Source organism: Plantactinospora sp. CA-290183, assembly GCF_050936375.1.
In the GTDB taxonomy this organism is placed as follows: domain Bacteria; phylum Actinomycetota; class Actinomycetes; order Mycobacteriales; family Micromonosporaceae; genus Plantactinospora.
The window spans coordinates 728,591-753,813 of record NZ_JBNJMX010000001.1 but is presented as its reverse complement, the minus strand read 5'-3'; the positions used below and the strand labels follow the sequence as shown (position 1 = coordinate 753,813).

At 73.2% G+C, this 25,223-nt stretch carries 23 protein-coding genes and 1 pseudogene; 10 read left to right on the top strand and 14 right to left on the bottom strand.

Annotated elements, in window-relative coordinates; translation table 11 throughout:
* Nucleotides 1-34: 34 nt before the first annotated feature.
* A complete protein-coding gene (guaB, locus tag ACQEUR_RS03640; RefSeq protein ID WP_433025107.1) occupies nucleotides 35-1,582 on the bottom strand; it encodes an IMP dehydrogenase in 1,548 nt (515 codons plus the stop codon).
* A gap of 215 nt (nucleotides 1,583-1,797) precedes the next feature.
* Here guaB and ACQEUR_RS03635 point away from each other — a divergent pair, with 215 nt between their 5' ends.
* The gene (locus tag ACQEUR_RS03635; RefSeq protein ID WP_433025104.1) at nucleotides 1,798-2,205 is read left to right on the top strand and encodes a DUF5319 domain-containing protein; all 408 of its coding nucleotides are present in this window, start codon (nucleotides 1,798-1,800) and stop codon (nucleotides 2,203-2,205) included.
* Between the two features lie 9 nt (nucleotides 2,206-2,214).
* Here ACQEUR_RS03635 and ACQEUR_RS03630 read toward each other — a convergent pair whose 3' ends face one another.
* A complete protein-coding gene (locus tag ACQEUR_RS03630; RefSeq protein WP_433025101.1) occupies nucleotides 2,215-3,279 on the bottom strand; it encodes a helix-turn-helix domain-containing protein in 1,065 nt (354 codons plus the stop codon).
* A gap of 256 nt (nucleotides 3,280-3,535) precedes the next feature.
* Between ACQEUR_RS03630 and ACQEUR_RS03625 the strand changes: the two genes are divergently transcribed.
* Nucleotides 3,536-3,916: a WhiB family transcriptional regulator gene (locus ACQEUR_RS03625; protein ID WP_433025098.1), complete on the top strand. Its 381-nt coding sequence runs from the start codon at nucleotides 3,536-3,538 to the stop codon at nucleotides 3,914-3,916.
* Between the two features lie 96 nt (nucleotides 3,917-4,012).
* On the opposite strand, the gene ACQEUR_RS03620 is transcribed toward ACQEUR_RS03625, so the two are convergent.
* The 3 genes from ACQEUR_RS03620 to groES form a co-directional block, all read right to left on the bottom strand.
* The gene (locus ACQEUR_RS03620) at nucleotides 4,013-5,680 is read right to left on the bottom strand and encodes a molybdopterin-dependent oxidoreductase (RefSeq protein WP_433025095.1); all 1,668 of its coding nucleotides are present in this window, start codon (nucleotides 5,678-5,680) and stop codon (nucleotides 4,013-4,015) included.
* 240 nt (nucleotides 5,681-5,920) lie between these two features.
* Entirely contained in the window at nucleotides 5,921-7,552 is a 1,632-nt protein-coding gene (groL, locus tag ACQEUR_RS03615; protein ID WP_433025092.1) for a chaperonin GroEL, read from the bottom strand.
* Nucleotides 7,553-7,632: 80 nt separating this feature from the next.
* Nucleotides 7,633-7,947, bottom strand: coding sequence for a co-chaperone GroES (groES, locus tag ACQEUR_RS03610; protein ID WP_433025089.1), 315 nt, complete (start codon nucleotides 7,945-7,947; stop codon nucleotides 7,633-7,635).
* A 249-nt stretch (nucleotides 7,948-8,196) separates the two neighbouring features.
* Between groES and ACQEUR_RS03605 the strand changes: the two genes are divergently transcribed.
* The 7 genes and pseudogenes from ACQEUR_RS03605 to ACQEUR_RS03575 form a co-directional block, all read left to right on the top strand.
* Nucleotides 8,197-9,411: a THUMP-like domain-containing protein gene (locus ACQEUR_RS03605; RefSeq protein ID WP_433025086.1), complete on the top strand. Its 1,215-nt coding sequence runs from the start codon at nucleotides 8,197-8,199 to the stop codon at nucleotides 9,409-9,411.
* Between the two features lie 11 nt (nucleotides 9,412-9,422).
* Nucleotides 9,423-9,902: a Cys-tRNA(Pro) deacylase gene (ybaK, locus tag ACQEUR_RS03600; RefSeq protein WP_433025083.1), complete on the top strand. Its 480-nt coding sequence runs from the start codon at nucleotides 9,423-9,425 to the stop codon at nucleotides 9,900-9,902.
* Nucleotides 9,903-10,225: 323 nt separating this feature from the next.
* A complete protein-coding gene (locus ACQEUR_RS03595; RefSeq protein ID WP_433025080.1) occupies nucleotides 10,226-11,314 on the top strand; it encodes a sugar ABC transporter substrate-binding protein in 1,089 nt (362 codons plus the stop codon).
* Between the two features lie 203 nt (nucleotides 11,315-11,517).
* The gene (locus ACQEUR_RS03590) at nucleotides 11,518-12,363 is read left to right on the top strand and encodes an ATP-binding cassette domain-containing protein (protein ID WP_433025077.1); all 846 of its coding nucleotides are present in this window, start codon (nucleotides 11,518-11,520) and stop codon (nucleotides 12,361-12,363) included.
* Complete coding sequence (locus ACQEUR_RS03585) at nucleotides 12,360-13,622, top strand: sugar ABC transporter permease (protein WP_433025073.1); 1,263 nt, start codon at nucleotides 12,360-12,362, stop codon at nucleotides 13,620-13,622. Before ACQEUR_RS03590 ends, ACQEUR_RS03585 begins: the two co-directional genes overlap by 4 nt.
* 100 nt (nucleotides 13,623-13,722) lie before the next feature.
* Nucleotides 13,723-14,904, top strand: coding sequence for an ROK family transcriptional regulator (locus ACQEUR_RS03580; protein ID WP_433025070.1), 1,182 nt, complete (start codon nucleotides 13,723-13,725; stop codon nucleotides 14,902-14,904).
* A gap of 70 nt (nucleotides 14,905-14,974) precedes the next feature.
* A pseudogene (locus ACQEUR_RS03575) lies at nucleotides 14,975-15,568 on the top strand (copper homeostasis protein CutC); the annotation flags it as partial.
* Nucleotides 15,569-15,641: 73 nt separating this feature from the next.
* On the opposite strand, the gene ACQEUR_RS03570 reads toward ACQEUR_RS03575, so the two are convergent.
* From ACQEUR_RS03570 to tsaB, 8 genes are all read right to left on the bottom strand, one after another.
* A complete protein-coding gene (locus tag ACQEUR_RS03570) occupies nucleotides 15,642-16,949 on the bottom strand; it encodes an MFS transporter (protein ID WP_433025067.1) in 1,308 nt (435 codons plus the stop codon).
* The gene (locus ACQEUR_RS03565) at nucleotides 16,942-17,520 is read right to left on the bottom strand and encodes a helix-turn-helix domain-containing protein (protein WP_433025064.1); all 579 of its coding nucleotides are present in this window, start codon (nucleotides 17,518-17,520) and stop codon (nucleotides 16,942-16,944) included. Before ACQEUR_RS03565 ends, ACQEUR_RS03570 begins: the two co-directional genes overlap by 8 nt.
* A 41-nt stretch (nucleotides 17,521-17,561) precedes the next feature.
* Nucleotides 17,562-19,316, bottom strand: coding sequence for an ABC transporter ATP-binding protein (locus ACQEUR_RS03560; protein WP_433025061.1), 1,755 nt, complete (start codon nucleotides 19,314-19,316; stop codon nucleotides 17,562-17,564).
* Nucleotides 19,317-19,332: 16 nt separating this feature from the next.
* Complete coding sequence (locus tag ACQEUR_RS03555) at nucleotides 19,333-21,036, bottom strand: ABC transporter ATP-binding protein (protein ID WP_433025058.1); 1,704 nt, start codon at nucleotides 21,034-21,036, stop codon at nucleotides 19,333-19,335.
* Nucleotides 21,037-21,100: 64 nt separating this feature from the next.
* On the bottom strand, nucleotides 21,101-21,355 hold the full coding sequence (locus tag ACQEUR_RS03550; protein ID WP_433025939.1) for a hypothetical protein: 255 nt from the start codon (nucleotides 21,353-21,355) through the stop codon (nucleotides 21,101-21,103).
* A 43-nt stretch (nucleotides 21,356-21,398) separates the two neighbouring features.
* Complete coding sequence (tsaD, locus tag ACQEUR_RS03545; RefSeq protein ID WP_433025055.1) at nucleotides 21,399-22,445, bottom strand: tRNA (adenosine(37)-N6)-threonylcarbamoyltransferase complex transferase subunit TsaD; 1,047 nt, start codon at nucleotides 22,443-22,445, stop codon at nucleotides 21,399-21,401.
* Nucleotides 22,446-22,448: 3 nt separating this feature from the next.
* Nucleotides 22,449-22,904 carry a ribosomal protein S18-alanine N-acetyltransferase gene (rimI, locus tag ACQEUR_RS03540; protein WP_433025052.1) on the bottom strand — a complete coding sequence of 152 codons (456 nt, stop codon included), beginning with the start codon at nucleotides 22,902-22,904 and terminating at the stop codon, nucleotides 22,449-22,451.
* 13 nt (nucleotides 22,905-22,917) lie between these two features.
* Nucleotides 22,918-23,604: a tRNA (adenosine(37)-N6)-threonylcarbamoyltransferase complex dimerization subunit type 1 TsaB gene (gene tsaB, locus ACQEUR_RS03535; RefSeq protein ID WP_433025049.1), complete on the bottom strand. Its 687-nt coding sequence runs from the start codon at nucleotides 23,602-23,604 to the stop codon at nucleotides 22,918-22,920.
* 216 nt (nucleotides 23,605-23,820) lie between these two features.
* On the opposite strand from tsaB, the gene ACQEUR_RS03530 reads away from it, so the two are divergent.
* Nucleotides 23,821-24,603, top strand: a complete 783-nt coding sequence (locus tag ACQEUR_RS03530; RefSeq protein ID WP_433025046.1) for a helix-turn-helix domain-containing protein — start codon at nucleotides 23,821-23,823, stop codon at nucleotides 24,601-24,603.
* Here ACQEUR_RS03530 and ung read toward each other — a convergent pair.
* Nucleotides 24,533-25,219, bottom strand: coding sequence for a uracil-DNA glycosylase (gene ung / locus ACQEUR_RS03525; protein WP_433025043.1), 687 nt, complete (start codon nucleotides 25,217-25,219; stop codon nucleotides 24,533-24,535). The genes ACQEUR_RS03530 and ung overlap by 71 nt on opposite strands.
* Between the last annotated feature and the right edge of the window lie 4 nt (nucleotides 25,220-25,223).

Here is a 25,223-nt window from a genome sequence, read left to right as displayed (position 1 = left end):
CAGAGTAGAAGGATCCGGCGGCGGCCGGCGGGGGTCAGCGGGTGTGGTAGTTGGGCGCCTCGACCGTCATCTGGATGTCGTGCGGGTGGCTCTCCTTGAGCCCGGCCGCCGTGATCCGGATGAGCTGGCCGCGCCGGTGCAGCTCGGGGATGGTCTCCGCGCCGACGTACCCCATCGCCAGCCGCAGCCCGCCGATGAGCTGGTGGGCGACCTGGGCCAGCGGGCCGCGGTAGGGCACCTGGCCCTCGACGCCCTCGGGCACCAGCTTCTCCTCGCTGACCACGTCGTCCTGGAAGTAGCGGTCCTTGGAGTAGGAGCGGGCCTGGCCGCGGGACTGCATCGCGCCCAGCGAGCCCATCCCCCGGTAGGACTTGAACTGCTTGCCGTTGATGAAGAGCAGCTCACCCGGGCTCTCCTCGGAACCGGCCAGCAGGCTGCCGAGCATCACCGTGTCACCGCCGGCCACCAGGGCCTTGGCGATGTCGCCCGAATACTGGATGCCGCCGTCGGCGATCACCGGCACTCCGGCCGGCCGGCAGGCCCGGGCCGCCTCCATGATCGCGGTGATCTGCGGCACCCCGACCCCGGCCACGATCCGGGTGGTGCAGATCGCACCCGGCCCGACACCGACCTTCACCGCGTCGGCACCGGCCTCGACCAGCGCCCGCGCCCCCGCGTACGTCGCCACGTTGCCGCCGATGACGTCGACGGTGGTGTCCTTCTTGAGCCGGCGGACCATCTCCAGCACGGCCCGCTGGTGCCCGTGCGCGGTGTCCACGATCAGCACGTCCACCCCGGCCTCGACCAGGGTCCGGGCCCGCTTGTAGGAGTCCTCCCCGACCCCGACCGCGGCGGCCACCCGGAGCCGGCCGGCGTCGTCCTTGGTGGCGTTCGGGTACTGCTCGCTCTTGGCGAAGTCCTTCACGGTGATCAGGCCACGCAGCCGCCCGTCGGCGTCGACGATCGGCAGCTTCTCCACCTTGTGCCGGCGGAGCAGGCCCAGCGCCTCCTCCTTGCTGACCCCCACCTGCGCGGTGACCAGCGGCATCGGCGTCATGATCTCGCGGACCGGGGTGGACCCGTCGGTGACGAACCGCATGTCGCGGTTGGTCACCACACCCACCAGCGTGCCCTGGGCGTCGGTCACCGGCACCCCGGAGATCCGGTAGCGGCCGCAGAGCGCGTCGACGTCCCGCAGGGTGTCATCCGGCCCGCAGGTGACCGGGTGGGTGACCATCCCCGCCTCGGAGCGCTTGACCAGGTCGGCCTGGAGCGCCTGGTCCTCGATCGAGAGGTTCCGGTGCAGGACGCCAATGCCGCCCTGCCGCGCCATGGCGATCGCCATCCGCGCCTCGGTGACGGTGTCCATCGGGCTGGAGACCAGCGGGATGGAGAGGCTGACGTTCCGGCTCATCCGGGTGACGGTGTTCACCCGGCTCGGAATGATCTCGGACTCGGCCGGCTGCAACAGCACGTCGTCGAAGGTCAACCCGAGCGGCACCACCCGGGCCGAGCCGGCCGGCATCTCGGGCAGGTGCCCGGCGAGCTGGTCGGTTTCGGTGCCCGTCGAAGGATGGCCCATCGAAGGATGGTTGGTGGGTTGGTTTTCCACGATGTGTCCCCTGGCTGGTCGGGCGGGCTGATCGCACCGTGGGCGCTTCGGCGGCTCACCCAGGCTGGCGGCGCGGATTTCATCGTACCCATCCGGCCGGGCGCGGCCGGCAGGCGCGTACGCGAGCGTGGCGCGGGCCGCAACGGGGTGACCACGCCGGGCGCTGTTGGGACTACGGTGGAGGGGTGCACGAGGAGCCGATCGACCCGTTCAACGGCGACCCCGCCGATCCCTCCGCGGGCCTGGACGACCCCGGCGAGGAGGTCGAGCTCGACCCGCTGAGCGAGGTCGAGCGGCAGGACGTGCTCGAGGACCTCGCCGACCTGGAAATCTACCAGGCGCTGCTGGCCCCGGGCGGCGTCCGCGGCCTGGTCATCGAGTGCGAGGACTGCCGGGAGCCGCACTACTTCGACTGGGATCTGCTGCGGGGCAACCTGCGGCACCTCCTCAACTCGGGTCGGCCCCGGGTCCACGAGCCGGCCTACGACCCCGATCCCGACCACTATGTGACCTGGGAATACGCCCGGGGCTACGCGGACGGGGTGCACGACACCCTGACGGAGACCGCCGACGAGGACGACCCCGAGCAGTAGCGCGCCCGGTCAGGCCACCAGGCCGGCGCGGAAGCCGGCGGCCACGGCGTGCGCCCGGTCCCGGGCCCCGAGCTTGCGGAACAGCCGGCGGGCGTGGGTCTTGACCGTGTCCTCGGATACGAAGAGCTCCCGGCCGATCTCCGCGTTGCTCTTGCCGTCGGCCATGCCGACCAGCACCTGCATCTCACGCTCGGTCAACGCGGGCCGGCGCGGGCCGGCGCCGCCCTGATCCGCCCCGGAGCGTCCCGCCCCGGCTCCACCGGCCGGGCCCGAGCCGACCCGGCCCCGATCCGCCGTACCGCCGGGCCGGCCGGGGTCGGCGGAGCCCGGGTCCGGGGTGGCGGGGTCGGCGGCCGCGCCCTCCGGCTCCTCGTCGCCGCGCTGGGCGGGTACCACCGCGGGTACGGCCGGCTGCTCGCCCGCCGTACCGCCGGAGACGCCGCGCGGCCCGGCGGGTGCCGCGCCCCCGGCCGGTTCGGTGGTCCGGCCGGTACCGGGCGCCGGTTCCCCGGTGGGGCTGTCGGTCGGGGTGGCCAGGTCCGCCGCGCCGGCACCCTCGCCGGGCCCGGTCGGCGCCCGCACGGTGCCGATCCGCTGGCCGGTGCCGGCCGCGCGGCCGGCACCGCCGACCTCTCCGGTCCGGCCCGCAGCGGCGGAACCGCCCCCGGCCTGGCCGCCGGCGAGCGCACCGCCGCGGCTGGCCCGGCCGGCCGTGCCGAGCAGCAGGATCGCCTTGGCGACCACGCTGACCAGGTCGTGGTCGCCACCCTGGATCAGCCCCCGGGCGCCTGCGGCGATCGTCGCCGCGGCCACTCCCGGATCCTCCGTGCCGAGCAGCAGCACCGCCGCTCCCGGCGCCCGGGCCAGCACGCGGCGGGTGAAGCCCACGGTGTCGGGCCGGGTGACCGCGGTGTCGGCGAGCACCACGTCCGCGGGTCGCTCGGCGAGTCGGAGCATGGCCTCTGGATCGGAGACGGCGGTACGGACGGCGGCGGCCAACCCGAGCCGGGCCGCGGCGGCCGCTACGTTCTGCGCCGCGAGCGGCGTCCGGACGCAGACAAGAACGGTACGCACGGTGGTCTCCTCTCCGGAACGAGCAGATCACGGCGGTGAATGATCATGATGAGTTTCGGCGGATGAACTACAAACTTTTTGGACGATTCGCCCCACCGGAGCCGTCCCCGGGAATAACGACTCGATCAAGCACGTGTGAGCCGCCGACGCCCGGGGTACGACGTCCGCAGGTCGGATCGGTGCGCCTGCGCGGCCCGCCGCCCGGACCCCGACCCATCGAGGTGATCTTGCGGCGCCGCGCGGAAGGAGGGTGCTGATGTCGAACGTACGCAGGCTTCCCGGACCCATCGTCGACCTCTGGGAGTGGCAGCGGCTCGGCGCGTGCCGGGGCCGCGACAGCGCTCAGTTCTTCCATCCGGAAGGTGAGCGCGGCTCCTCCCGCAACCGCCGGGAGGCCGGCGCCAAGGCGGTCTGCGTGACGTGTCCGGTCCGGGCCGAGTGCGCCGCCCACGCCCTCGCCGTCCGCGAGCCGTACGGGGTGTGGGGCGGGTTCAGCGAGTCCGAGCGGCTCCGGCTGCTCGCCGTGGGCTGGGAGGACCTGGCCGACCGCCACCAGAACCGGGTCGACATCCGCCGGCTGGAGGCCCGGCTGGGCCGCCCCTTCAAGGTCGCCGTTCCGGCCCAGCGTTCGGCCTGACCGCCCCCGTCCTCCGTTCCGCCCCGCGCCCCACCGACCCTCGGACAACGTCGTCCGTCCCGCCTCGCCCGCCCGGTTGAGCCGGTCCGCGCCGGGTCACCGCACGTTGACCCGCATCGTGTGCCATCCCGTGGCGCCGTCCGGGTCGACCGGGCGCGACTCACCGGTCTGCACCGCGCCGGTGGCGTCCATGGCGCGCACCCGCAGGGTGTGTTCGCCCGGGGTGGCCGCCCACCGCCAGGACCACTGCACCCAGGTGTCCGAGGAGGCCGTCGCGGCCAGGGTCGCGGGCTGCCACTCGCCGTCGTCGAGGCGTACCTCGACCCGCCGGATGCCGACGTGCTGGGCCCAGGCGACCCCGGCGACGGTGACCGGGCCGGCGGTCACCGCCCGACCGGCGCGGGGCGTGTCGATCCGCGACTGGGTCTTGATCGGGCCCCGCGCCGACCAGCCCCGGGGCACCCAGTACGCGTCGAAGTCCGCGAAGCTGGTCAACTCCAGTTCGACCACCCACTTGCAGGCCGAGACGTACCCGTACAGTCCCGGCACCACGACGCGGACCGGGAAGCCGTGCTCGACAGGGAGCGGTGAGCCGTTCATGCCGACCGCCAGGATCGCGTCCCGGCCGTCCCGGAGCACCGCCGTGGGGCTCCCACAGGTCCAGCCGTCGGCGGAGCGGGCCACCACCTGGTCGGCCCCGTCCAGCGGGTCGGCCTCGGCGAGCAGCGGACCGAGGGGTACGCCGAGCCACCGCGCGGTGCCGATCAGGTCGCCACCCACCTCGTTCGAGACGCAGGCGAGGGTGATGTGCCGTTCGACCATCGGGCGGGCCAGCAGGTCGGCGAAGGTCAACGTGATCGGGTTGCGTACCCGCCCGTGGATCCGCAGGCTCCACCCCGCCGGGTCGACCTGCGGGACGACCAGGGCGGTGTCGATCCGGTAGAAGTCCCGGTTCGGCGTGACGTACGGGGCGAGCCCCGGCAGTGCCAGGTCCGCGCCCGCCGGCAGTGGCGGTGCCGGGCTGGCCGGAGCGGGCAGCCTGACCGCCGACCGCGCCTCGGCCACCCCCCGCCGCGTGGACACCCACCGCCCCCCGAACCCGGTCACCACCGCCACCCCCAGCGCACCCCCCACCCCCCGCAAAAACCCCCGCCGCCCCCCAAGATCCCCGTGATCAGGGAGCTTTGCGGGCGTGTCGTCGGCGTGTCGGGACTCCGACCCCTTGATCACCGGAATCTTGGGCCGGTCACCCGGCGAGATCCCGGACGGGTCGGCCGGCGGGATCCCGGACGGACCAGCCGGCGGGATCGCGGACGGGCCGGCGGCCGGGATGCTCAGCGGGCCGGCGATCAGCAGCCAGAGCAGCCCGGCGGCGAGCCCCGCGCCGACCAGCGAGGGCAGCGCCGTGGCGGGACCGGCGCCGGGCCGGGTCAGCGCCGCGGCGGCTCCGAGCAGGCCGAAGAGCGCGATCCCGGCGGTACCGAGGCGCAGCGACCGGGTCGCCACCACCCCGACGAGTGCGGCGAACCCACCCAGGAGTACGGCGGTACCGGCCAGCAGCGCGATCTTGTCGTGGACGTAGAAGACGTCCGTGGCGAACTGCTTGAGCGGCGCCGGGGCGAGGTCCACCACGGCTCCGCCCACCGCGACCAGTGGTGCGGACCGTGATCCGGTCAGCACCGCCACCGCCTCGGCGGTGCCGATGGCCAGGGCGGCGCAGGCCATCCCGGCCAGCGCCCCGAACCATCCCGCTCGCCTGCTCATCAGCCCGACCTCGTCGTCCGGAAATCCGTCACCCGACCAGTGTCGTCACCCGGCCCCGCCCAGCGGTAGAGCGGCGCCAACCCAACCGCACCGCCAGGGGCGAAACGAAAGATCCGCGTGATCAGGGAGTTGCGATGGCGGCGCGCCGACGACACGCCAGAATCGCTCCCTGATCACGCGGATCTGGTTACGCGGACCTGGTTACGCGGACCTGGTTACGCGGATCTTGGTGGGACGTGGCTAGAAGCCGGGGCCGTGTTGGTGGCCGTGACCGTGACCACCGGCGGCGGGCTCCGCCTTCTCCGGCTTCTCCACCACCAGGGTCTCGGTGGTGAGGAGCAGGCCGGCGATCGACGCCGCGTTGGTGACCGCGTTCCGGGTCACCTTCACCGGGTCGATGATGCCGGACCTGACCAGGTCGCCGTACTCGCCGATCGCGGCGTCCAGGCCGGTGCCCCAGTCGCTTTCGGCGACCTTCTGCACGACCACGTAGCCGTCGTGCCCGGCGTTCTGGGCGATCCACCGCAGCGGCTCGACCAGCGCCTTGCGGACGATCGAGACACCGACCTTCTCGTCACCGGTGAAGCCGAGGCCGTCGTCGAGCACCGTGGCGATCTGCGCCAGTGCGGCGCCACCGCCGGGCACCGTACCCTCCTCGACCGCGGCCTTGGTCGCGGCGATGGCGTCCTCGATGCGGTGCTTGCGCTCCTTCATCTCGACCTCGGTCGCGGCACCGGCCTTGATGACCGCGATGCCACCGGAGAGCTTCGCCAGCCGCTCCGACAGCTTCTCGCGGTCCCAGTCGGAGTCCGACGCCTCGATCTCCTTGCGGATCTGGGTGACCCGGTCGGCGACCTCGTTGTCCCGGCCACGGCCGTCGATGATCGTGGTGTTGTCCTTGTCCACGACCACGCGCCGGGCGCTGCCCAGCACCTCGAGGCCGACCGAGTCGAGCTTGTAGCCGAGCTCGGGGGCGACCACCTCGCCACCGGTGAGGATCGCCATGTCCTGCAGCATCGCCTTGCGGCGGTCACCGAAGCCGGGGGCCTTCACCGCGCAGACCTTGATGGTCTTGCGGATCGAGTTGACCACCAGGGTGGAGAGCGCCTGGCCCTCGACATCCTCGGCGACGATCAGCAGCGACTTGCCGGTCTGCAGGATCTTCTCCAGCAGCGGCAGCAGCTCCTCGATCGAGGAGATCTTCTGGGTGGTGATCAGGATGTGCGGCTCGTCGAGCACCGCCTCCTGCGCCTCGGTGTCCGTGACGAAGTTGGGCGAGATGAAGCCCTTGTCGAACTGCAGGCCCTCGGTGACCTCCAGCTCGGTGGCGAGCGTCGAGCCCTCCTCGACCGTGATCACACCGTCGCGACCGACCTTCTCCATCGCCTCGGCGATCAGGTCGCCGATGGTGGCGTCCTGGGCGGAGATCGTCGCGACGTGCGCGACCGACTGCCGGTCGGCGACCTCGACGGCCTTCTCCAGCAGCGCCGCGGAGACCCTCTCGGCCGCCGCGTCGATGCCCCGCTTGAGCGCGGCCGGTCCGGCACCGGCGGCCACGTTGCGCAGACCCTCCCGGACCATCGCCTGGGCGAGCACGGTCGCGGTGGTGGTCCCGTCGCCGGCGACGTCGTTGGTCTTCGTCGCCACCTCCTTGACCAGCTGCGCGCCGAGGTTCTCGTACGGGTTGGTGAGTTCGATCTCCTTGGCGATGGTCACACCATCGTTGGTGATCGTCGGCGGGCCGAACTTCTTGTCCAGCACGACGTTGCGCCCGCGCGGGCCGAGGGTGACCTTGACCGTGTCGGCGAGCTTGTTGACACCGTGCTCCAGCAGGTGCCGGGCGTCATCCGAGAAGCTCAGAATCTTCGCCATGTATTACTGGTCCCTTCACGCAGCGCTGCCCCGGCCCGGCGGGGCCGGTCCGGGGCAGCGTCACTGATCAGTCAGTCAGATCACTTCTCGATGACGGCGAGGACGTCGCGGGCGGAGAGCACCAGGTACTCCTCGCCGGCGTACTTGACCTCGGTGCCGCCGTACTTCGAGTAGAGGACCGTGTCGCCGACGTTGACGTCAACCGGAACCCGGTTGCCCTTGTCGTCGATCCGGCCCGGGCCGACAGCGAGGACGGTGCCCTCCTGCGGCTTCTCCTTGGCGGTGTCGGGGATCACGATGCCCGACGCCGTGGTGGTCTCAGCCTCGTTCGCCTGGACCAGGATCCGGTCCTCGAGAGGCTTGATCGCAACCTTGGTCGCGGTAGTCACGGGCATACCCTCCTGGGGTACTTGGTTTCAGTGCCGGCCAGCGGGCTGACCAGCGTCAATCTGCCACATGCCACCGGGCGGGACCGTCGTCGCGGGTGCCGGTCCGCCTGGCGTTCAGCCCCCGGACACAGGCCCGGAAGCTGGCACCCTCGGTCTGAGAGTGCTAACCGCAGGTTATGCCGACGGCTAGCACTCCGTCAAGGAGAGTGCCAACCCGACACGCCCCGGCCGGGACCGGGTGGCCACAATGAGCAGGTGGATCTCGATCAGTTCGCCGCCCTGCGTACCCCCGCGGGGGTGACCGCACTGGCCACGGCCGCCGAACTCGCCGGCGGCGATCCACTGGCGGCGGCCGCCGCGCTGCGTGCCCCGGGCGTACCCGCCGGGCTCGCCGCCGCCGCGCTCACCCAGGCCGAGCTGCGCCGCCGCGCCGAGCCGAAGTTCGGCCCGGCCGCGACGCGGATGTTCTTCACCCGGGCCGGCCTGGAGCAGGCGACCCGCGCCGTCGTCTCCGCCCGCCGCGCCGCCCGGTTGCGCGCCGCCGGGGTGCGCACCATGGCCGACCTCGGTTGCGGCCTCGGCGCGGACGCGATCGCCGCCGCCCGGGCCGGCATCCGGGTGTACGGCGTGGAGGCCGACCCGCTCACCGCGGCGATGGCCGGCGCGAACGCGGCGGCGGTCGGCGTGCCGGACCTGTTCACGGTGAGCCTGGCCGACGCCACCCGGTTCGACCCGGCCGACGCCGACGGGGCCGGCAGCGGGGTGGACGCGGTCTTCTGCGATCCGGCGCGACGGCGGGCCGGTACCGGGCGTCGGGTCTTCAATCCCGCCGACTACTCCCCGCCGTGGAACTTCCTGCTCGACCTCGCCGGGCGGGTCCCGCGGGCGGTGTTCAAGATCGCCCCGGGCATCGACCACGCCCTGCTGCCGGCGGACGCCGAGGCCGAGTGGGTGAGCGTCGACGGCGACCTGGTCGAGGCCGCACTCTGGTGCGGCCCGCTGGCGGCGGTGCCGCGCCGGGCAACCGTGCTGGCCGGGGCGGCGGTGCACGAACTCACCGGCTCCGGCGCCGCCCGCGCCCCGGTCGGTCCGCTCCGCCGCTACCTGTACGACCCCGACCCGGCGGTCGTCCGGGCCCACCTGGTCGCCGAGTTCGCCGACACCGTGCGCGGCGGCCTCGCCGACCCCGACATCGCGTACGTCTACTCCGACGCGCCCGTGGCCACGCCGTTCGCCCGGTGTCTGGAGATCGTGGACACCCTGCCGTTCTCGCTGAAGCGGTTGCGCACCCTGCTGCGCGGGCGCGACATCGGCCGGGTGGAGATCCTGAAGCGCGGTTCGGCGCTCGAACCCGAACGGCTCCGCCGCGACCTGCGGCTGACCGGCACCCGGCCGCTCAGCCTGGTGCTCACCCGGGTGGCGGACGCGCCGACGGTGCTGCTCTGCCACCCGGTGCCGGGCCGGGGGTAGGGTGCGGCACTGTGGCGGGTAACGGAACACCGGCGACGGCGCTGCTGACCCGGCAGCGGGTACCGCACACGCTGCACCCGTACGACGTCGCGCCGGACACCCCGAACTACGGCGCCGAGGTGGCCGCCGCCCTCGGGGTGCCTCCAGAGCGGGTCTTCAAGTCGCTGGTCGCCGCCGTGGACGGGGCGCTGACCGTGGCGGTCGTACCGGTCACCGGCGAGCTGGACCTCAGGACGCTGGCGGCGGCGGTGGGCGGCAAGCGTGCGGCCCTGGCCGACCGGACGCTGGCGGAGCGGACCACCGGCTACGTCCGGGGCGGGATCAGCCCGCTGGGTCAGCGCAGGCGGCTGCCCACCGTGGTCGACGCCTCCGCCGGGCGCTTCCCGACGGTCTACGTCTCGGCCGGCCGGCGCGGGCTCCAGCTCGAACTGGCGCCGGACGACCTGATCCGGCTCACCGACGCCGTCACGGCGCCGATCGCCGCCGCCTGACACCGGATCGCCGGACGCCCGGACGACGACTCGCGCCGATTACCCCGCATTTCAGGGCATTCCAGGGCATCAATCTCGATTCACCAAGCAGCCACAATGGACGGTCGAAGTCGGATGTCGGGCGCGTTGCCGAATTGTTATTGGCGACAACAAACTCATGACCTCGGCGCCCTTGTGTCCCGGCTTCGCCGCGCAATACGTTGCCGGACACAACAAAAGTACGCTGCCGGGGTCGCCACACCCCATCGGACCGGCGGCCGAAGCACCGGGTTCCACCGCACGAACCGACCCGAGACATCACCCACCCCGAAAGGACCCGTGCAATGCGCAGAGGGATCCTCACCATCGCCACAGTCGGCCTGCTGACCACGGGTGGCCTCGCCGCCTGTGGTGACGACTCCGGCAGCGGCGGTGCGACCGCGGAGCCGAAGATCGGCGTCATCCTCCCGGACAGCGCCTCCTCCGACCGCTGGGAAACCGCGGACCGCAAGTACCTGAAGGAAGCCTTCGACGCCGCGGGCGTCGAGTCGATCATCCAGAACGCCCAGAACGACAAGGCGCAGTTCCAGACGATCGCCGAGCAGATGATGACCGACGGCGTGAACGTGCTCATGATCGTCAACCTGGACTCCGGCACGGGCAAGGCGGTGCTGGACAAGGCCAAGAGCCAGGGCGTGCTGACCATCGACTACGACCGACTGACCCTGGGCGGCTCGGCGGAGTACTACGTCAGCTTCGACAACGAGAAGGTCGGCCAGCTCCAGGGCGAGGGCCTGGTCAAGTGCCTGACCGACAAGAACGTCAAGAACCCGGTGATCGCGACGCTGAACGGCGCCGAGACCGACAACAACGCCACCCTGTTCAAGAACGGCTACGAGGGCGTCCTGAAGACCAAGTACGACGCCAAGGAATACGTCAAGGGTCCGGACCAGTGGGTGCCGGAGTGGAACGGCGCCCAGGCCAGCACCATCTTCGAGCAGATGCTGACCCAGACCAACAACGACATCGACGGCGTCCTCGCCGCGAACGACACGCTGGGCAACGCGGCCATCTCGATTCTCAAGAAGAACAAGCTCAACGGCAAGGTGCCGGTGACCGGCCAGGACGCGAGCGCGCAGGGCCTGCAGAACATCCTCCTCGGCGACCAGTGCATGACCGTCTACAAGGCCGTCAAGCAGGAGGCGGACGCCGCCGCCGAGCTGGCGATCGCGCTGGCCAAGGGCGAGCGGAAGAGCACCGACCAGACGGTGAAGGACCCGCAGACCGGCCGGGACGTACCGTCGGTCCTGCTCGAACCGAAGGCGATCTACAAGGAGAACGTCAAGGACGTCGTCACCGACGGCTACGTCACCAAGGAAGAACTCTGCACGGCCGCCGTCGCCGCGCTCTGCACCCAGGCCGGCGTGAGCTGACCCGACCCACTCCCCGTCGGCTCGCTCGGCTGGCCCGCCGCCGCGCCGCCGGTGTGCGACACACACCGGCGGCGCCCGGCACCGCCGACGGGTACGCGCCCGGCCCGCCCCCCGGCGGCGCGCCCGGCGCGTACCCGCGTCGGGACGCTGGAGGCGGACCCGCGATCGGAACCCGCGATCGGACACCCACGAAGGAGACACACGTGTCCGCCACACCCCTGCTGGAACTGCGCGGGATCGACAAGAGCTTCGGTCCCGTCCAGGTCCTCCGTGCCGTCGACCTCTCGGTGGCCCCCGGCGAGGTGACCGCGCTCGTCGGCGACAACGGTGCCGGCAAGTCCACGCTGGTCAAGTGCATCAGCGGCATCTACCCGACGGACGGCGGCGAGATCTTCTTCGACGGCCGGCCGGTGCAGATCAGCGGCCCCCGCGACGCCGCCGGGCTCGGCATCGAGGTCGTCTACCAGGACCTCGCGCTCTGCGACAACCTCGACATCGTGCAGAACATGTTCCTCGGCCGGGAGAAGCGCAGCGGCCTGGTACTCGACGAGCCGACCATGGAGCAGATGGCCGCCGAGACCCTCGCCGGCCTCTCCGTCCGTACGGTGAAGTCGTTGCGCCAGCACGTCTCCAGCCTCTCCGGCGGCCAGCGCCAGACGGTCGCCATCGCCAAGGCGGTGCTCTGGAACAGCCGGGTGGTCATCCTCGACGAGCCGACCGCCGCGCTCGGCGTCGCACAGACCGCCCAGGTGCTCGAACTGGTCCGCCGGCTGGCCGACAACGGGCTGGCCGTCGTGCTCATCTCGCACAACATGAACGACGTCTTCGCGGTCTCCGACCAGATCGCGATGCTCTACCTCGGCCGCATGGTCGCCCAGCTCAAGACCACCGACGTGACCCACGCCCAGGTGGTCGAGCTGATCACCGCCGGGCGGACCGGCGGCCTCGGCCTGACCGTCGAGGACGGCAACGGCGCCGGCGAACCCGTCGGCACCGGCCAGCCCGGCACCGAACCCACCGAGACCACGAGCGCAGGAGCCGACAGATGAGCGCCCCCACCTCGACAGTGGCGCAGCCGGTGGAGGTACCCGCCGCGCCGGTGCCCACGGTCGGCAGCCACTTCCGGGACTACCTGGCCCGGGTGCTCGGCGGCGACATGGGCGCCCTGCCCGCCGTCTTCGGGCTGATCGTGCTCTGCGCGGTCTTCGCCGCGCTGCGACCCAACTTCCTGACCGCCGGCAACTTCGCGAACCTGTTCACCCAGGGCGCGGCGGTGACGCTGATCGCGATGGGGCTGATCTTCGTCCTGCTGCTCGGCGAGATCGACCTCTCCGCCGGCTTCGCCAGCGGCGTCTGCGCCGCGGTGCTCGCCCAACTGGCCACCCTGCACGGCTTTCCCTGGTACGTCGCGGCCGGCGCCGCGATCGTCACCGGTGTGGTGATCGGGCTGGCGCTCGGCTTCCTGGTGGCGAAGGTCGGCATCCCCTCCTTCGTGGTGACGCTGGCCGCGTTCCTCGCCTTCCAGGGCACCGTGCTGCTGCTGATCAAGGGCGGCACGAACGTCTCCATCCGGGACAGCGTGCTGGTCGCGATCGCCAACCGGAACATGCCGCCGTGGCTGGGCTGGACGCTGACCCTGCTCGGCGTCGCCGGGTACGCCGCGGTGCAGCTCATCCGCTACCGCACCCGTACCGCCCGGGGGCTGGTGACCGAGCCGGTGCTGGTGGTGCTGCTCCGGATCGGCACGCTGGCCGTGCTGCTCGGCGCCGCCGTCTACATCCTCAACCTGGAGCGCAGCCGTACCCTGCTGGTCTCGCTGCGGGGTGTGCCGATCGTGGTGCCGATCATCGCCGTACTGTTGATCGTCTGGACCTTCGTGCTTCAGCGGACCGCGTACGGCCGGCACGTCTACGCGGTCGGCGGCAACCGGGAGGCGGCCCGCCGGGCCGGCATCGACGTGGACCGGATCCGCATCTCGGTCTTCGTGATCTGCTCCTCGATGGCGGCGGTCGGCGGCATCGTGGCGGCCAGCCGGGCCGCCTCGGTCGACGCCAACACCGGCGGCAGCAAGGTGCTGCTCTACGCCGTCGGCGCCGCGGTCATCGGCGGTACCAGCCTCTTCGGTGGCAAGGGCCGGATCGTGGACGCGGTGCTGGGCGGCGCGGTGATCGCGGTCATCGACAACGGGATGGGGCTGCTGGGCTACACCTCGGGCGTCACCTTCGTGGTGACCGGTTCGGTGCTGCTCCTCGCCGCCAGCGTCGACGCGCTGTCCCGACGGCGGGCCGCCGCGACCGGCCACCGATAGCGGTACCGCGGGCGAGGACAGGGACCGGTGCGACGCGGGCCGGTGCGGCGACAACGCGACCGGTGACGACGACGTCACCGGCGAGGCGATAAGGGGCAGCATGCGTGCGGGGCCGAGCCAGGAGGAGATTCGCCGGCAGAATCTCGGCGCGCTGCTGCGGTACGTACACCTGCGCGGCGCCACCTCGCGGGCCGAGCTGACCACCTCGCTCGGGCTCAACCGCAGCACCATCGGGGCGCTCACCGCCGAGCTGGCCGCCGCCGGCCTGGTCAGCGAGCGGGCCCCCCGGGAGACCGGCCGGGCCGGACGGCCCTCACTGGTCGTCCGGCCCGAGTCCGCCCGGGTCTACGCGTACGCCTACAGCATCGAGGTGGACCGGCTGCGGGTGGCCCGGATCGGCCTCGGCGGTGTGGTGCTGGACCGGCGGCAGGGCGAACGGCCGCCGGGGTTGGCGGCGGCGGACACGTTGCCGCTGCTGGCCGGCTTCGCGAAGGAGATGCACCAGTCGGTCGCCGAGGACTCGGTCTACGTCGGCAGCGGCGTGGCGGTCTGCGGGCGGCTGCGGCGCCGGGACGGCGCGGTGCAGGTGCGCCCCGACGGCGACCGGGTGGACCGGACCCTGGGCGAGGCGCTGGGCGAGGTGCTCTTTCCGCACCGCCCGGTGCTGGTCAGCAACGCCGCCGACGTGAGCGCGGTCGCCGAGCACGCCCGTGGCGCGGCCACCGGCTACGACAACGTGATCTACCTGCACCGGGACGTGGGCATCGACGCGGGGATCATCGTCGGCGGCCGGCGACTGACCGGGCAGGGCGGCCACGGCGGCGAGGTGGGCCACATGGTGGTGCGTCCCGGCGGGCGGCCGTGCGGCTGCGGGTCGTACGGCTGCTGGGAAACGGAGATCGGCGAGTACGCCCTGCTGGAGTCGGCCGGTGCGGGCGAGGACACCGGTCGGGACGCCGCGTTGCGGGTGATCGACGCGGCCTCACGGGGGGACGCCAACGCCCAGGCCGCGGTGCGGCAGATCGGCGACTGGCTCGGCTTCGGCGTGGCCAACCTGGTGAACATCCTCAACCCGGGGGTGGTCATCTTCGGCGGCACGCTCCGGGAGGTCTACCTCGCCGCGGCGGCCCGGGTACGCAGCCGGCTCAACTCGATGGCGTTGCCCGCCTCCCGGGAGCAGGTACGGCTGCGTACCCCGCAGCTCGGCGAGGACGCGGCACTCATCGGCGCGGCCGAGCTGGCCTTCGAGCAACTGCTCGCCGACCCCCTCGACGCGACCTGACCGGCCGGCACCGCCCGCCCCGCCCGCCCCGCCCACCCTGCCCACCCTGCCGAACAGGAGAGAGAACAGGATGACCACGTTCGAGATCTGCGTCGACAGCGTCGAGGGGGTGCTGGCCGCGGAACGGGCCGGCGCCGACCGGGTGGAGCTGTGCGCGGCGCTGTTCGACGGCGGACTGACCCCGAGCATCGGCACCATCGAGGTGGCCCTGCGCAGCGTGAGCCGGATCCGGGTGCACGTCATCGTGCGGCCCCGGGGCGGTGACTTCATCTACTCGCCGCTGGAGGTCGACGCGATGGTGCGCGACGTCGAGGCGGCGGTGGCGGCCGGCGCGCACGGCATCGTGATCGGCGCGCTGACCCCCGCCGGCGACGTGGACGTACCGACCGCGCGCCGGCTGATCGGGGCGGCGGGCGGGACCAGCATCACCTTCCACCGGGCGTTCGACATGGTCCGGCGGCCGTTCGAGGCGTTGGAGCGGTTGGTCGAGCTGGGCGTGCACCGGGTGCTCACCTCCGGTCAGGAGAACAACGCGCTGGCCGGTGCGCCGCTCATCGCCGAACTGGTCCGCAGGGCCGGCGGCCGGATCGTGGTCATGCCCGGGGGCGGGATCAACGAGCGCACCATCTCCCGGGTGGTCGCGGAGACCGGCGCCGACGAGTTCCACTTCACCGCCCTGGTCACCTCGGACAGCCCGGCGGTCCACCGCAACCCGGTACCGGTGCTGGGCGGGGTGCTCACCCGCCCCGAGTACCAGCGCTCGGAGACCTCGCAGGAGCGCATCGACCTGGTGATCGGCGCCGTACGGGGTCAGGGTCCGGTGCCGGCCGCCGGTCCAGTTCGCGCCAGACGGGCATGACGAACGGCAGCAGCGTCACCACCAGGTACGCGGATCCGAAGAGCAGGCAGGCGGCCGGCAGCCCCAACCGCTGTACGGCGAGCCCGCCGAGCAGGCCGCCGAGGGGGATCCCGGCCCAGGCGGCCGCGTGGGTCAGCCCGAGCACCCGGGCCTGGAGCCGCTCGGGGACCCGTTCGTAGGAGACCGCGCTGAGGATCGGGTTGACCCCGGCGACCGACACCCCGGCCACGAAGGCGACCAGGTAGACGACCCAGAGCCGGTCCGCCACGGCGAGCGCCACGAAGCGGGGCGCCCCGGCGATCAGGAAGCCGACCGCGAAGACCGCGAACCGCGGCACCCGGGGCGCCACGACGGTGAAGACCGCGTTGCCCAGCACGGCGCCGGTCGCGAAGGCGGCGGAGAGCAGGCCGAGCGCGACCGGGGACCCGACGATCTCGGCCGCCCAGACCGGCGCGAAGACCGCGGTGTAGGCGGCGTCGGCCAGGTTGGTCACGAGGAGCAGCAGCAGGATGCCGTGCACGAGCCGGTCGTGGCGCAGGTAGCGCAGGCCGGCCCGGAGCGCCACCAGATAGGGCTGGTCCGCCTCCGACGGCGCCGGCTCGGTGCCGGCGAACCTCCCGGCGGGTACGAGGAACACCACCAGCGCCGCCCCGACGGCGAAGGTCGCCGCGTCGAAGAGCAGCACCAGCGGGGCGTCGAGGGCGGCGATGAGCACACCGGCCAGCGGGGCGCCGAGCAGCGAGGCGAGCCGCGCAAGTCCGTCGTGGACGCTCGTGGCGCGGGCCATCGGGGTGCCCGCCGCCTCGACCGCCTCCCGGAACAGCAGCCGCTTGGCGGTGTCGCTGAACCCGCGCAGCAGCCCGGCGACGGCGACCAGGCCGAGGAGCGTACCGAAGCCGAGCCGGTCGGTCAGGTGCAGCAGCGGTACGGCCGCGACCGCGACCGCGCTGCCGAGGTCGGCGAGGATGCTGGTGCGCCGGGCGCCGATCCGGTCGATCAGCGGCCCGCCGAGGGCGCAGGCCAGCACGTACGGCAGCATCTCGGCGAACGCCACGACGCCGGTCTTCGCCGCGCTGCCGGTGACGACGAGGGTGAACCAGGGCAGCGCGACCATGCTCATCCGGCTGCCGACCAGGGAGACCACCTCGGCGGTCAGCAGCCCGACCAGCGGCCGGCGGTCAGCCATCGGACCCGCTCCGCCGGAGGAACGGCATGAGCTGGGCCTGCACCACGTAGGACTCGGCGTCACCGGGCGCCGGCGCGTCGGGATCGTCGCGCCGGTACCGGCCGAGCAGCTCGTGCAGCGCGTCGTGGAACTCCCGCGCCTCTGCGGAGGTCAACCGGAGGCGCCAGTTGCTGAGGGTGGAGGAGGCCCGCCACTCCTCGGGCAGGGCGGGCAGTTCGTTCAGCCAGCGGTCGACCCGCTCGGCGTACGTCGACGCGACGGCCCGCAGGTAGGTGTCGGCCTCGGCCGGCACCTGCCGGCGGATCTCGCCCTCGAAGACGGTGTTCCGGTGGGCGGCCCGCCACCACCGTTCGCGGCCGGATCCGCGCCCGGTCTCCTCGGCCACGAAGCCGTACTGGGCGAGTTGCCGCAGGTGGTAGCTGGTGGCGCCGGTGGACTGGCCGAGCCGCTGGGCGAGCAGCGTGGCGGTGGCGGGACCGTCCTCGCGGAGCAGGTTGAGCATCCGGACCCGCAGCGGGTGGGCGATGCCGCGCAGCGACGTCGGATCGAGTCGTACCTCATCACCGGACATGTTGGCAAAGCTATCCTTGCAAAGACTCCTTTGCAACCGGTTCAGTCCCGGTCACCGTGCCAGGAGCGCCACAGCGCCGCGTACGAGCCGCCCGAGGCGACCAGCTCGGCGTGCGGACCCAGCTCGGTGATCCGGCCGTCCTCCACCACCGCCACCCGGTCGGCGTCGTGCGCGGAGTGCAACCGGTGCGCGATCGCGATGACGGTACGGCCGCGCAGCACCGCGGCCAACGACCGCTCCAGGTGCCGGGCAGCCCGGGGGTCGAGCAGCGAGGTCGCCTCGTCCAGCACCAGCGTGTGCGGATCGGCCAGGACCAGCCGGGCGAGCGCGAGCTGCTGGGCCTGGGCGGCCTGCAGCGGATGCCCGCCCGAGCCCACCACCGTCTCCAGGCCGTCCGGCAACTGCTCCGCCCAGTCCAGCGCGTCGACGGCGGCGAGCGCCTCCCGTACCCGCTCGTCGGTGGCGTCCGGCCGCACCATCGTGAGGTTGTCGCGCAGCGTACCGATGAAGACGTGGTGCTCCTGAGTGACCAGCGCGACCTCGGTGCGCAGCTGCGCCAGGGGCAGGTCGGCGAGCGCGACGCCGCCCACGGTGACCGACCCGGCCCGGGGCCGGTGGATGCCGGCCAGCAGCCGGCCCAGGGTGGACTTGCCGGCGCCGGACGGGCCGACCATGGCCAGCCGCTCCCCCGGCGCCAGTTCCAGGTCGACCCCGTGCAGCACGTCCCGCCCCGGCTGGTAGGCGTACCGGACGTCCCGCGCGGCCAGCCGCTGGTCGGCCGGGTGGTCCGCGCTCGCCCCGGCCCGCACCCCGTCCAGCGGGGACCGGGCCACCCCGAGCAGCCGGGCCATCGACGCCCCGCCGACCTGCACCTCGTCCATCCAGGAGAGCAGCCGGTCGATCGGGTCCATCAACTGCTGCACGTAGAGGGTGGCGGCGGTGACCTCGCCGAGGCCCACCCAGCCCTGGAGGTAGCACCAGCCGCCGACGACCACCGTCGCCACCACCGGCAGCACGTACCCGGTCTCGGCGATCGGGAAGTACACCGTCCGCAGGAACATCGTGTACCGCTCCGCCCGGTACGACCGGGCGATGTCGGCGTCGGTGCGGGCCCGGCGGCGCGCCTGTTGGCCGAGCGCCTCGGTGGTCCGCGACCCGTCGACGGTCTCGCTGATCCCGTCGGTGATGTCCGAGTAGGCGGCACTTTCGGCCAGATAGCCGGCGGTCGCCCGGCGCAGGTACCAGCGGGTGGAGAGCACGAGCACCGGCGCCGCGACCAGGCCGGGCAGGATCAGCAGCGGATCGGTCAGCAGCACCGCGCCGACGATGAAGAACGCGGTCACCACCGCGATCAGCATCTCCGGTACGGCGAACCGGACCGACTTGGCCAGCGCGGCGACGTCCCGGGTGGTCCGGGTGAGCAGGTCCCCGGTCCCGGCCCGCTCCACCGTGGAGAGCGGGATGGCCAGGATCCGGTCGACGAACTCCTCACGCAGCTCGGCCAGCACCCGTTCGCCGAGCCGCGCCGAGGCGAGGTGGGCGAAGCGCATCAGCACCGCCTGCGCCACCACGAATCCGCCGATCGCCAGGGCGATCCGGTCGACGGTGACCGTCGAGGTGCCCCGGGAGATCCCCTCGACCAGGTCGCCGAGCAGCCGCGGCGCGGCCAGCCCGGTGACCGCGACCAGCGCGTGCAGGCCGAGCACCGTGGCCAGCGGCCGGGGATGCCGACGGATCAGGCTGCGGGCGTACCGCCGGACCGCGGTGGCGTCCGCGACCGGCAACGCGGCGTTCATGTTCGCTCCCCTGCCATCAGTCCTCCGCCCGGGTGACCGTGGCGGCGTAGCGCGGTTCCGTGTCGAGCAACTCGCGGTGCCGGCCCTCGGCGACCACCTTGCCGTCCTCGACGAAGACCACGTGGTCGGCCCGGTCCAGCACCAGCGGGCTGGTGGTGCAGACCAGGGTGGTCCGGCCGTCGCGCGCCGGGCCGAGCCGCTCGGCGATCCGCGCCTCGGTGTGCGCGTCCACCGCGCTGGTCGGCTCGACCAGGATCAGGATCTCCGGGTCGGCCACCAGCGCCCGGACCAGTCGCAGCCGCTGCTGCTGGCCGCCGGAGAACTCCCGACCCCGCTCGGCGACCCGCCCGGCCAGCCCTTCCGGCAGCGCCTCGACGATGTCGGTGGCGCTCGCCGCCAGCAGGGCCGCCTCGACCGCCGCGTCGTCGGCCCGGCCGTGCGGGTCCAGCTCCGCCCGCAGCGGGCCGGAGAAGAGCCGCGCGTCGTTGTCGGCCACCAGGATCCGCCGCCGGACCGTCGCCAGTGGCAGGTCCCGCAGCGGTACGCCGGCCAGCGTCGCCTCACTGTCGGCGTACCGGCCGAGGCGGTCGGCGATGGCGACGGCGTCGGCCGGTACGGCGGCGGCCAGCCCGGTCAGCCGACCCGGCCGTACGCTCAGCCCGGAGGCGACGTCGACCAGCACCCCGCCGGCCTCGGGCACCCGGGCCGGGTGGGTCGGCTCGGTCAGCTCCGGCGCGATGCGGAGCATGGCGACCACCCGACGGGCGGAGACGTGCCCCCGGGTGATCCGGTCGATCACCTCGGTCAGGACCCGCAGCGGGGAGATCAGGAAGACCGTGTAGCCGTAGAAGGAGACGAGCTGCCCGACGGTGATCTCGCCGCGCAGCGCGAACCGGGCGCCGAGCCAGATCACCAGCACCAGGAAGATGCCGGGCATCAGCACCTGGGTCGCCTCCAGCAGGGCCTCCACCCGGGCCACCCGTACCCCGGTGTGCCGCAGCCGTTGCGACTCGGCCCGGTAGCGCGCCGAGAAGACCGCCTCGCCGCCGACCCCGCGCAGTACCCGCAGCCCGGTCACGATGTCGCTGGCCCGGGTGGTCAGTCCGGCGATCTGGTCGCGGTAGGTCTCCTGCCGCCGGTGCAGCGGGCGGATGAGGAGGGCGACGACCGCCATCAGCACCGGCACGCCGAGCACCACGACCAGGCCGAGCGGCACGGAAGTGGCGAGCAGGATCGCGGTGATGGCGGCGACCGCGACGAGCGACCCGGTGCCCCGGGAGAGGATGTCCAGGGCACTGCCGATGTGGTTGATGTCGGCGGTGCCGATGCTGACCACCTCGCCGGTCGCGAGCCGCTTCGGCAGGGTCGCACCGAGCCGGTTGGCCGCGTCGACGGTGAGCTGGACCGTCCGGTAGGCGCCGGCCAGCCAGTTGAAGGTGGCGAACCGGTGCCGGATCACCCCGGCGACCGCCTGGAAGGCGCCGAGCCCGAGCAGGACCAGTCCCCAGCGCAGCAGGTCGGCCGGGTCCCTGGTGGTGACCCCGGCGTCGATCGCCTTGCCGAGTACCGCCGGCATCAGCGACTGGCCGCCGTAGGAGACCACGGCCAGCGCCATTCCCGCGGCGAGGGTCGGCCAGATCCGCGCGGCGTGCCACAGCAGGAATCTGGTCGCCGACCGCTGATCCGCCACGCCAGGATCGGGTACTGGAAGGGACCGCATCGCGGGAACGGTATGGGGCCGATCACCACGATCACCACCGGTTTTCCCCGGCGTCGGAGTCAGGTCAGCGGTCGACCTGGGCGAAGTCCCAGGAGTGCGGGGGCCGGGCGACCAGTCGGGTGGGTGGGTCGGGCAGCGGCAGGGGGCTGCCGCGCCACTTGGAGATGACCACCACCCGGTTGTCGGTGGAGGAGAAGACCTCGCTGGTGATGTGCAGCGGGTTGTGCTCGACCTCGGGCAGTGCCGTGTCGCAGACCCACGAGATCAGCTCGGCGAACCGGGCGGGCTCCGCCCGTACCTCCCACATCCGCACGATCACGTCGGTCATCTCTCCTCCCGCCGTCCGCGGTGCCGCCGGAACACTACACGCTGACGGTCGTCAGTGGCATGGCGGAATCGGCGGGCAGGTCCAGCCGGCTGGGCGCCACCCCGGCCGCGACCAGGTGCGAGCCGAGCGCCGCCACCATCGCGCCGTTGTCGGTGCAGAGCTTCGGCCGGGGCACCCGGACCCGGATGCCGTACCTGGCCGCCCGCTCCTCGGCGAGCGCGCGCAGCCGGGAGTTCGCCGCCACCCCGCCGCCGAGCACCAGCGTCTCGACGCCCCGGTCCCGGCACGCCCGGATCGCCTTGGTGGTCAGCACGTCGCAGACCGCCTCCTGGAACGAGGCGGCCACGTCCGGGACCGGCACCGGCTCACCGGCCCGCTGCCGTGCCTCGACCCAGCGGGCCACCGCGGTCTTCAGCCCGGAGAAGGAGAAGTCGAAGCGGTGTGCGGCGAGGTCCTTCGGGGCGGTCAGGCCGCGTGGAAAGGCGATCGCGTCCGCCGCGCCGTTGCGGGCCTCCCGGTCGATCGGCGGGCCGCCCGGGAAGGGCAGCCCGAGCAGCCGGGCCACCTTGTCGAACGCCTCCCCGGCGGCGTCGTCGATGGTGGCGCCCAGCGGGGTGACGCCGGTCGCCAGGTTGTCCACCAGCAGCAGCGAGGAGTGCCCGCCGGAGACCAGCAGCGCCACCGCCGGTTCCGGCAGCGGGCCGTGCTCCAGGGTGTCCACCGCGACGTGCGCGGCCAGGTGGTTCACGCCGTACACGGGTTTCTCGGCGGCCAGCGCGTAGCCCTTGGCGGCAGCCACCCCGACCAGCAGCGCACCGGCCAGTCCGGGACCGGCGGTCACCGCGATCGCGTCGACGTCGGCGAGGGTCACCCCGGCGGTGTCCAGCGCCCGGCGCATGGTCGGGACGATCGCCTCCAGGTGGGCCCGGCTGGCCACCTCCGGCACCACCCCGCCGAACCGGGCGTGTTCCTCCACACTGGACGCGAGCGCGTCGGCGAGCAGGGTGTGCCCGCGGACGATCCCGACGCCGGTCTCGTCGCAGGACGTCTCGATGCCGAGGATCAGGGGTTCGTCAGCCATCTCTTACCTGTTCTGTGCCAGCTCGGCGCGCATGACCAGCGCGTCGGTGTTGGTCGGTTGGTAGTAGCCCCGGCGCACCCCGACCGGTTCGAAGCCGTACGTCGCGTAGAGGCGCTGGGCCGGCGCGTTGTCGACCGCCACCTCCAGCAGCACGCTCCGCACGCCGCGCCGGGTCGCCTCGGCGAGCAGTTCGGTGACGAGGGCCCGCCCGATGCCGCCGCGCTGCCGGTCCCGCCGGACCGCCACGTTCTGCACCCAGGCCTCGTCCGGCGGCGCGACGGCGAGTCCCGCGTACCCGACCAGCGCACCGGTGCCGTCGTCGAGCGCCGCGAGGTAGTGGTGCCCGCTCGCCAGCTCGTTCCAGAACATCGCCGCCGACCAGCGCTCGGCCCCGAAGAGGTCGGCCTCGATCGGCAGCGCCTCCTCGATGTGCCACCAGCGGAATCGGGCGAGTGTCACGGCAGCGCCGGTCTCACTGGAGTACCGGCTTGCGGCCCGCCGCCGCCACCGCGTCCGGCCGGCGCAGGTAGAGCGGGGTCAGCCGGTCGCCGGGGGCGCCGGCCCGGATCCGCGCGGCGGCCAGCTCCGCCAGGGCGTACGGCGGCGGGTAGTCCGGTCCGGTGCCCGGTGGCAGGCCGAGGACGTCCGCGTAGCGCCGGGCCCCCTCTCCCACCGCGACCCGGACGCCCCGCTCGCGGGCCCGCTCGGCCACGACGGCCGGAGCGTCCACCCCCGGGTCGACCAGTCGCGCGCCGGCCGCGTCGTAGACCGCCCAGTAGATCTCCCGCCGCCGGGCGTCGGTGGCGGCCAGCACCGGCCCGACCTCCGCCGGGCGGGTGGCGGCGTGACCGAGGGCATCCAGCGAACAGACGCCGTACGTCGGAATGCCGAGCACCTGCCCCATGCTGGCGGCGGTGACCAGGCCGACCCGCAGCCCGGTGAACGGCCCGGGGCCGACGCCGGCGACGATCGCCCCCAGGTCCGCCGGCCGCGCGCCGGCCTCGGTCAACACCTGGGTGATCTGGGGCGCGAGCAGCTCACCATGGGCGCGCGCGTCCACCACGCTCCGCTCGGCACGCGGCAGCACGGTCTCGGCGGTGACCTCCGCCAGCGCCGCCGTCACCGCCGGGGTCGACGAGTCCACCACGAGTACGAGCACATAGGCACCCTAACCGGGCGCCGATCACCCCCTGCCGCGACCCGGCCCGGTCCCGACCCGACGGGAACCAACTACGCGATTTCCCGTGATGCCTCTGAGGCATATTTATGCCCCGGAGGCATCACGCTCGATCGGATATCTACTGTCCGGCCACCCCGTGAGTCGTGTTCATGACCCAGCGGCCCGGCACCCGCCCGATGTCCGCATGCTCGGAGGATGCCCGACAGCCACCTCGGCGCGCTGCTCGGCTCGACGCTGCGACGACAGCGTGAGCTGCGCGACCTCAGCCAGCACGCCCTGGCCGAGCGCTCCGGGATCAACCAGTCGACGATCGCCCGGATCGAGCAGGGCACCCGCGCGCCGAGCGTCCCGATGCTGGTGCGGCTTTTCGCCGCGCTCGGCCTCCAGCTCACCGTCGGCGTCGAGCCACTCGACGCGCACCTCGACGCGCGGATCGACGAGTTGCGCGACCGGCCGATCGACGAGCACATCCACCACCTCGGGCTCGACCGGATCATGGGACGGCTCGGCGACCTGCCGTACGTGCTGACCGGCACCACCGCCGCCCTGCTCCAGGGCGCGCCGCTGCCGGCGGAGGACGTGGAGATCGCCGTGGCGTGGGGCGACGCGGACCGGTTCGCCGACTGGCTGGACCGCCACCACGCCCAGCGGTGGCATCCGGCGTGGCAGGAGTTCGGTCATCTCCGGACCCATCCACGGGACCCCGGGGAGCACCGGTGGCGCGTCATCGGCGGCGTGATCCGGGCCACCATGTGCGACGAGCCACCCCCGGCGATCGAGGTCCGCCCGCGGGGACCGGGGCTACCGGGTGGTGCCGCTGGCGCTGGTGGAGGTCACCGAGCCGGCGACGGCGGAACTCCTGCGCCGCCACCGCACCCGGTACGCCGCCGCGCGCTCCGGTGCGGCGTCAGCCGGCTGACAGGTCCCACTCAATCGTCGGCAGCCCGGCGTCGGCCAGGGCCTTGTTCGCGGCGCTGAACGGGCGACTGCCGAGGAACCCGCGCGGATTCATCGGGCTCGGATGCCCGGCCTCCAGCACCACGTGCGCCGGGTTGGTCACCAGCACGGCCTTCTTCCGGGCGTACCCGCCCCAGAGCAGGAAGACCACCCGCTCGGAGCGCGCGTCGAGGGCCCGGATCGTCGCGTCGGTGAAGTCCTCCCAGCCCCGGTTGGCGTGCGACTGCGGGGTGCCCTGCCGGACGGTCAGCACGGCGTTGAGCAGCAGTACGCCCTGCGCCGCCCAACGGGTCAGGTTGCCGCTGCGCGACGGCGGCACGCCCAGGTCCTCGGCCAGCTCCTTGAAGACGTTGCGCAGCGAGGGCGGCACCGCGACCCCGTCCCGCACGCTGAAGCTCAGCCCGTGCGCCTGCCCCGCCCGGTGGTAGGGGTCCTGGCCGAGGATCAGCACCCGGCAGTTCTCGGGCGGGCAGAGCCGGTAGGCGGTGAACAGGTCCTCCAGCGGGGGGAAGACCGTCTGCGTCGCGTACTCTCCGGCGACGAAGTCGGCCAGCGCGGCGGTGCGGGCCGGGTCGAGGTGCGGCGCCAGCGCCGCCCGCCAGGACGGGGGCAGCAGGGCCGGAAGATCCAGGGTCATCGGT